Annotated in this window: 7 protein-coding genes; 6 read left to right on the forward strand and 1 reads right to left on the reverse strand. The window is 65.3% G+C overall.

The genetic code is table 11. From position 1 onward, the window contains the following. Window positions 1-8 precede the first annotated feature (8 nt). From tssH to FBZ87_RS28790, 6 genes are all read left to right on the forward strand, one after another. Window positions 9-2,657: a type VI secretion system ATPase TssH gene (gene tssH, locus FBZ87_RS28765; RefSeq protein WP_145613997.1), complete on the forward strand. Its 2,649-nt coding sequence runs from the start codon at window positions 9-11 to the stop codon at window positions 2,655-2,657. Window positions 2,658-2,802: 145 nt separating this feature from the next. Then, entirely contained in the window at window positions 2,803-3,279 is a 477-nt protein-coding gene (locus FBZ87_RS28770; RefSeq protein ID WP_040848882.1) for an Hcp family type VI secretion system effector, read from the forward strand. A gap of 143 nt (window positions 3,280-3,422) precedes the next feature. Further along, a complete protein-coding gene (locus FBZ87_RS28775; RefSeq protein WP_145613998.1) occupies window positions 3,423-3,914 on the forward strand; it encodes a hypothetical protein in 492 nt (163 codons plus the stop codon). 40 nt (window positions 3,915-3,954) lie between these two features. Next, window positions 3,955-4,905 carry a hypothetical protein gene (locus FBZ87_RS28780; protein WP_145613999.1) on the forward strand — a complete coding sequence of 317 codons (951 nt, stop codon included), beginning with the start codon at window positions 3,955-3,957 and terminating at the stop codon, window positions 4,903-4,905. Continuing rightward, entirely contained in the window at window positions 4,902-5,339 is a 438-nt protein-coding gene (locus FBZ87_RS28785; protein WP_145614000.1) for a hypothetical protein, read from the forward strand. Before FBZ87_RS28780 ends, FBZ87_RS28785 begins: the two co-directional genes overlap by 4 nt. 10 nt (window positions 5,340-5,349) lie before the next feature. After that, entirely contained in the window at window positions 5,350-5,814 is a 465-nt protein-coding gene (locus FBZ87_RS28790) for a hypothetical protein (RefSeq protein WP_145614001.1), read from the forward strand. Here FBZ87_RS28790 and FBZ87_RS29415 read toward each other — a convergent pair. Beyond that, on the reverse strand, window positions 5,799-5,948 hold the full coding sequence (locus tag FBZ87_RS29415) for a hypothetical protein (protein ID WP_186455048.1): 150 nt from the start codon (window positions 5,946-5,948) through the stop codon (window positions 5,799-5,801). The two genes, FBZ87_RS28790 and FBZ87_RS29415, sit on opposite strands and share 16 nt — an antisense overlap. Window positions 5,949-6,426: the final 478 nt, after the last annotated feature.

Raw genomic sequence — 6,426 nt, forward strand, 5'->3', positions numbered from 1 at the left:
GTCTTGAAATGGATTCGATGGATCTAAGGACGCTGGTCGATGGGCTGGATGCCGCGGCCCGGCGGGCGCTTGAAGCCGCCGCGGGCGGTGCCATGGCCAAAACCCACTATGAGATTGAGATCGAGCACTGGCTGCACGCCTTGCTCGACCGGCCGGACACCGGCCTGCGCCAGGCGCTGCCCAAGGTGGGCCTGGGCCCTGAGGCGCTGGAGCGCGCGCTTGACCGTGGGTTGGCCCGCTGCCGCACCGGCAGCAGCCGCGCCCCGGCCTTCTCGCCGCGCGTCGTCTCGCTGATGCGTGAGGCCTGGTTCCTGGCCACCTTGCGCTTCAAGGCCGGGGCGGTGTCGCCCCTGCACCTGCTGGCGGCCCTGGTGGCCGACGATAAGGGCGCCTTGGCCTTTGGCGATCTGGCCGCTGCGCTGGAAGCCATCGACCCGCAGGCGCTGGACGCCCTGATCGAGACCGAGGTTCCCGAGGGTGCCGCCGCCGATGGCCAGGCCCCGCGCAAGCCCGGCGGGCGCACGCCCAACCTGGATGCTTACACCATCGACCTGACGGCGGAGGCGGCCCAGGGCCGCATCGACCCCATCACCGGCCGCGATGCCGAGGTGCGGCAGGTGATCGATATCCTGACCCGCCGCCGCCAGAACAACCCCATCCTGGTGGGCGAGGCCGGCGTGGGCAAGACCGCCGTGGTGGAAAGCCTGGCCCTGCGCATCGCCGCGGGCGAGGTGCCGGCGGCCCTGCGCGAGGTCAGCATCCGCACCCTGGATCTGGGCCTGCTGCAGGCCGGCGCCGGCGTGAAGGGCGAGTTCGAGAACCGCCTGAAGGGCGTGATCGACGAGGTCAAGGGCTCGATCAAGCCCATCATCCTGTTCGTGGACGAGGCGCACACCCTGATCGGTGCCGGCGGCCAGGCGGGGCAGGGTGACGCCGCCAACCTGCTGAAGCCCGATCTGGCCCGTGGCGCGCTGCGCATGGTGGCCGCCACCACCTGGGCGGAATACAAGCGCTATATCGAGCGCGACGCCGCCCTGGTCCGGCGCTTCCAGCCGGTGAAAGTGGGCGAGCCGGACGAGGCGACCGCCATCGCCATGATGCGCGGCCTGGTCCCGACGCTGGAGAAGCACCACGGCGTGCGCATCCTGGATGCGGCGGTGCGGGCGGCCGTGCACCTGTCCCACCGCTACATCACCGGGCGCCAGCTTCCCGACAAGTGCGTCAGCGTGCTGGACACGGCCGCCGCCATGGTGGCCATGAGCCAGGCCGGCCGGCCCGAGGTGCTGGACGCCGTGGCCCGGGAGACGGAAGGGCTGGAGGCGGAAAAGGCGTCCCTGCTGCGGGAGGTGGCGCTGGGTGCCGACCATGGCGACGCCATCGCCGCCCTGGACGAACGGCTGGCCGACGCCCAGGTGCGCCAGGCCGACCTGCACCGGCGCTGGACGGAGGAACGCCGCCTGATCGACGAAATCGTCGGCGTCCGGGGCTCGCTGGAAACGGCGCAGGGCGATACCGACGTGGCCGCCCTGCGCGGACGCCACGCCCGTCTGCACCAGGACCTGACGGACTATCAGGGCGAGCAGCCCCTGATGCACCACGACGTCACCGCGCAGGCTGTGGCCGAGGTGGTGGCGCGCTGGACCGGCATCCCGGTGGGCCGCATGCTGTCCAGCGAGATTGAGACGGTGTTGGGCCTGGAAGGGCGCCTGGGCCAGCGGGTGGTGGGTCAGGACGACGCCCTGCACCTGATCGCCGACGTACTGCATACCGCCCGGGCCGGTATCGCCGACCCACGCAAGCCGCCCGCTATCTTCCTGCTGGCGGGCCCCAGCGGCGTGGGCAAGACCGAGACCGCCCTGGCGCTGGCCGACATGATGTACGGCGGGGAACAGAGCCTGACCGTCATCAACATGTCGGAGTTCAAGGAGGAGCATAAGGTCTCCCTCCTCATGGGGTCGCCCCCCGGCTACGTCGGCTATGGCGAGGGCGGTATCCTGACCGAGGCGGTGCGCCGTCGGCCCTACGGCGTGCTGTTGCTGGATGAGATGGAAAAGGCGCACCCCGGCGTGCAGGACATCTTCTACCAGGTGTTCGACAAGGGCGTGCTGCGCGACGGCGAAGGCCGCGACATCGACTTCCGCAACACCACCATCCTGATGGCGTCCAACGCCGGGTCCGATCTGCTGACGGCCCTGGCCGCCGACCGCGAGACCCTGCCGGATCTGGCCGGCCTGACGGCTGCCCTGCATCCGGAACTGCTGAAGCACTACAAGGCGGCCTTCCTGGGCCGGGTCACGGTGGTGCCCTACCTGCCGCTGACGGCGGAGCGCCTGCGCGACATCGTCGGCCTGCAGCTGGGCCGCCTGCGCCAGCGGGTGGAGCAGACCTATGGCGCCGCCCTGTCCGTGTCGCCGGCGGTGATCGAACGGCTGGTGGCCCGGTGCGGCGAAAGCGACGTCGGGGCCCGCGCCATCGACCATGTGCTGTCGCGCAGCCTGATGCCGGCGCTGTCCAAGCGCCTTCTGGAAACCCTGGCCGCCCGGCGCACCGTCGCCGCCGCGACCGTGGATTGGGATGACGAGGCCGGGGATTTCCGGATCGACATCCAAACGGTGCCACTGGCCGAAAGGCCGATGGTGGAGTCCGCGGCGGAATAAGCCGCCAAGGCACCGCCCGGACCCAAGCCGCTTGGGGTCACCCGGCGCACCGTACCTACCGCACCGGCCGCTGGCCGCCCGCCAGTCCGGTGCATCGACGCAAACCCGCGTTCAACCAAAGTCCATGAAGTGAGGAGAACTACGAATGCCCATTTACCTGCAGATCGACGGCATCTCCGGCGACGCCACCCAGCAGAACCACCAGCAGTGGACCGACATCAAGACCCTGCAGTGGGGCGTGACCCGGTCCATGAACACCCTGGCCGGCGCCACCGCCAACCGCGAAGGTTCCGAGCCGTCGGTGCGTGAAGTCGTGCTGACCAAGACCAGCGACAGCTCCTCCGTGAAGCTGTTCTCCCAGGCCTGCAGCGGCCGTTCGGGTGTGACCGCCAAGATCCACATCGTCACCAGCGGCAACCCCGGCGACACCTACATCGAGTTCACCCTGACCAACACCCTGATCTCGTCCTACAACATCTCTGCCTCCAGCGACCGTCCGGAAGAGCAGATCGTGCTGAACTTCACCAAGGTGGAGATGAAGTACACCCCGTACGACAGCCAGCACAACCCGCAGTCCCCGATCATCGCCTCCTACGACCTGGCCACCACCAAGTCGGCTTGATCGATCGCTTGAGCGGCCACGCGGGCGGGCAGCCGCCCGCGTGGCTTCAAGCCTCTGATAGTTGCCTGGGATCGCTCGCGCCGTAACACGGATGATGAAGCCGCAATTCCGGCTCTCGCCCAGAGTCGTGGACGGAGAATGAGATGATGTCTGCCCTGGGTGTTCATCGTCGGGGGCGGGATCGAGGGCAAGCGACGCTAAGCACCTGGCGTTTTTACTTTCTCGATATCTTGTTTGTAGTCTGCATCTGGTTGATCTGGGCGTCCTATCCGGATCTTTTGGTGTTTGACGGTGGTGCCGACCACGTCCTCTTTAGCAGATATGTGTTTTGTTTCTTTGCTGGGCCGTTTTTGTATGGCATCCGAATTGCGATGTATGTCGCGATCTTTAGAAAATATAAGAAGCCGATGACTATGGAAATTCGGATCATCCAGATTTCCATCGGCGCTTTTATAACGATCATGGTTCTTGGGATATTTGCCGGAGATCTATGGGCTTCGGCTCACGGATATAAGAAGTGCTTCAAGGTGGCCGATCGTTCCAACGATTACTTATATGTATTGCAGGGAACAGAATGCTCGCCGGAGCCTAGTCTCGGCGAATACCTACACCCGGAAGACAGTAAGCGGCAGTAGAGGCTGCTTTCGGCAGAAATAGAAGAGTGGGAGAAACGCTATGGCAGTCGTTCTGAACAGTGACTGGGGGCCGTTCCGCAATGAGACCGAGGCCACGGCCTGCCTGTGCGCCTATGTCGACAAGGTGTGCGGTCCCGGGGTCGGCATTTCCTGGGCCACCAACGGCTATGTCTACCCACTGCGCGGCCCTACGCGCGATGCCGGCGGTTTTGGTGACATCTTCGTTTTCCAGTGGAGCCACATTCCCGCTCCGCCACCCAAGCATCAGCCGCCGCCCGATTTCTGGCATCGGGTGAAGGCCTTCATAGAGAGGTGCATGGAGGCCCAGGGCCAGGCCGCCATCGCACAGAGCGAGGCCGACCTGGCCATGAGTCAGGCCGTGGGACGCGTCTTCAACCGCATGTTCACCTCGCACGGCGATGACGCCTTGGGCGTGGCGCTGGACGTGTTGTGCGTCGCGGCCTCCATCGCGCTCATCCCCACCGGGCTGGGCGTGTTGGGTGTGGCCGGCCTGGTGGGCGGCGTCTTCCTGCTGGTGGCCGACGGCACCGCCTATGGCATGGAACTGGCCGGCAACGACGAGGGGGCCGAGGCCTTCAAGCAGCACACCGAGAAATACCGCATCATCGCGACGGTCATGACCCTGCCTGACATCGTCGTCGGTGGCCCCAAGGCCATCAAGGAACTGGCGGAGGCGCGGGAACTGCTGCAGGCGGACTTGACGACCGCCCGTTCGGCGGAGACGCTGGCCGCGCGCACCGCCAATGCCTCCCGCGCGGAGCGGTATGCGCAGATTGCGGAGCGTGCTCATTTGCGGTCCCAACTTCGCGCCAAGCAGATCCATGCCGGCATGACGCTGGAGGTCGCCCCCCGCGCTGCTGGTGTCGGCTCCGGCTTCCTTATGATCCGGGAAGAGATTCTGGGCGATGAATCGGCCCTGCATGAAATAGCCCGCCGTCTTCAGGTTCACAGCGTCGCGGTGCACAAATGATGACAGACACCCACTCCGCCCCGGCCTGGCGGCGCCCCTCTCCTGGATATCTCTTCCACCTGGCGCTCGCGGTGGTTGGCATCACTTTCCTGGCCATCGGCCTGGACGGTTCGATCAAGCTGCGGGCGCAGCTTGATCCGGTGGAAGCGCTGGATGGGGCGGGGCTGGTGGGTTTCCTGTTCAGCTGGGCGCTGGTCTTCGGCTTTCGCCTGATCTTCTGGGGCCGCGTGCCCAGCCAGACCCAGGGCCTGGTTCGCCTGTTGCTCAGCACCATCTTCGCGGTCGAGGTCGTAGCTACAGTCGTCGCCTTGGGCTTGCTATTCACCCAGCCCGGCGGTGTTGGGGGCAGCGTCCTGGTGACCGTCTTCACCCTGGCCGCCGCCCTCTGCCAGATTTCCACCATCATCTGGCTACTGCGCTACCGCAAGGAGTGAGGAGGGCGGGATGGGCGTATCGACGATATCCAGCGCCGCGCCACGTCCCACATGGCGCCGGCCATCCACCGGCTACTATCTCACATTGGGCTTGGCGCTGCCTGGCATCGTCTTCGCGGCCACCAGTATTGCCGCGTCCCTACAGATCCGGGCGCATGCCGATCCTTTCGACATTCTCAATCCCGTAGGTCTGCCCGCGTTACTGTTCGTCTGGTTCCTGCTGTACGCCTTCCGCCTGATCTTCTGGGGGAAGATGCCTGCACAAATGCAGAACCTGGTGCGTACGCTCTTGACGCTGGTGTTATGCCTCGAGGTCTTGGCGGGTCTGGCGGCCTTCATCTTGGTATGGAACCTGCCGACAGAGGACTTGGTGCGCGGGCAAGCCGGCTTCATCATGGTGGAGTGGTTCACAACCATCGCCGTCCTGTCCCAGATCGCCACCGTCATCTGGCTGCTGCGCTACCGCAAGGAGTAGCCCGTCACAGCGGGGGCGTTCTCCCGCGCCAGTGGGTGGTACAGGGTCGCGCGGTTCACGCCGTCTTCGTTACGGAAGCGGGCGTCGCTGAAGCAGCGGCGCACCAGGGAGAAGCTGCGGCCAGACAGGGCCACGGCGTGGGCATGCGGCCCGCCCCGTCTTACCCTTTTGGGTAGGGTGGGCCCGGGTAGCGACCGATCACCAATGGGTTTCGCTTATGTAAAAGGGAATGGGCACTTCCGCCGTCCCGCGACCCGCGCAGCGGTCTTTTCAGAACGTGTGCGGGAGCGGAAGCCCATCGCCTGGGTGCTTGCGTGGCGCTGGAAACCAAGGCGTGGCGCCACTTTGAGAACAGGCCTGCAGGCCACGCATGGCAAGAGGACGCCCCCTCTCGCCCCACATCCTCCCTTATGTCCATGCAAGGCCGCCCCTTGCTGAACCGCATTGCGCTAAGCGTGTGCGATGGCATCTTGAATAAATTATTCCTCATATTGTCAAAGAACTTATTGGAGAATGCTGCCGTAAACTGCTGCACATATACCGGAAAACTGTGCATATCATGAAAATATCACCAGAGCGTTCATGTTTTACGTCATCAATCTGATGACAGTA

Origin of the sequence: Nitrospirillum amazonense (genome assembly GCF_007828035.1) — a bacterium.
GTDB classification, from domain to species: Bacteria; Pseudomonadota; Alphaproteobacteria; order Azospirillales; family Azospirillaceae; genus Nitrospirillum; species Nitrospirillum amazonense.

Excerpts from the sequence above, each read along its gene's own strand:
- tssH (WP_145613997.1), top strand. The coding sequence starts at position 9 with ATGGATTCGATGGATCTAAGGACGCTGGTCGATGGGCTGGATGCCGCG.
- FBZ87_RS28770 (WP_040848882.1), top strand. The coding sequence starts at position 2,803 with ATGCCCATTTACCTGCAGATCGACGGCATCTCCGGCGACGCCACCCAG.
- FBZ87_RS28775 (WP_145613998.1), top strand. The coding sequence starts at position 3,423 with ATGATGTCTGCCCTGGGTGTTCATCGTCGGGGGCGGGATCGAGGGCAA.
- FBZ87_RS28780 (WP_145613999.1), top strand. The coding sequence starts at position 3,955 with ATGGCAGTCGTTCTGAACAGTGACTGGGGGCCGTTCCGCAATGAGACC.
- FBZ87_RS28785 (WP_145614000.1), top strand. The coding sequence starts at position 4,902 with ATGATGACAGACACCCACTCCGCCCCGGCCTGGCGGCGCCCCTCTCCT.
- FBZ87_RS28790 (WP_145614001.1), top strand. The coding sequence starts at position 5,350 with ATGGGCGTATCGACGATATCCAGCGCCGCGCCACGTCCCACATGGCGC.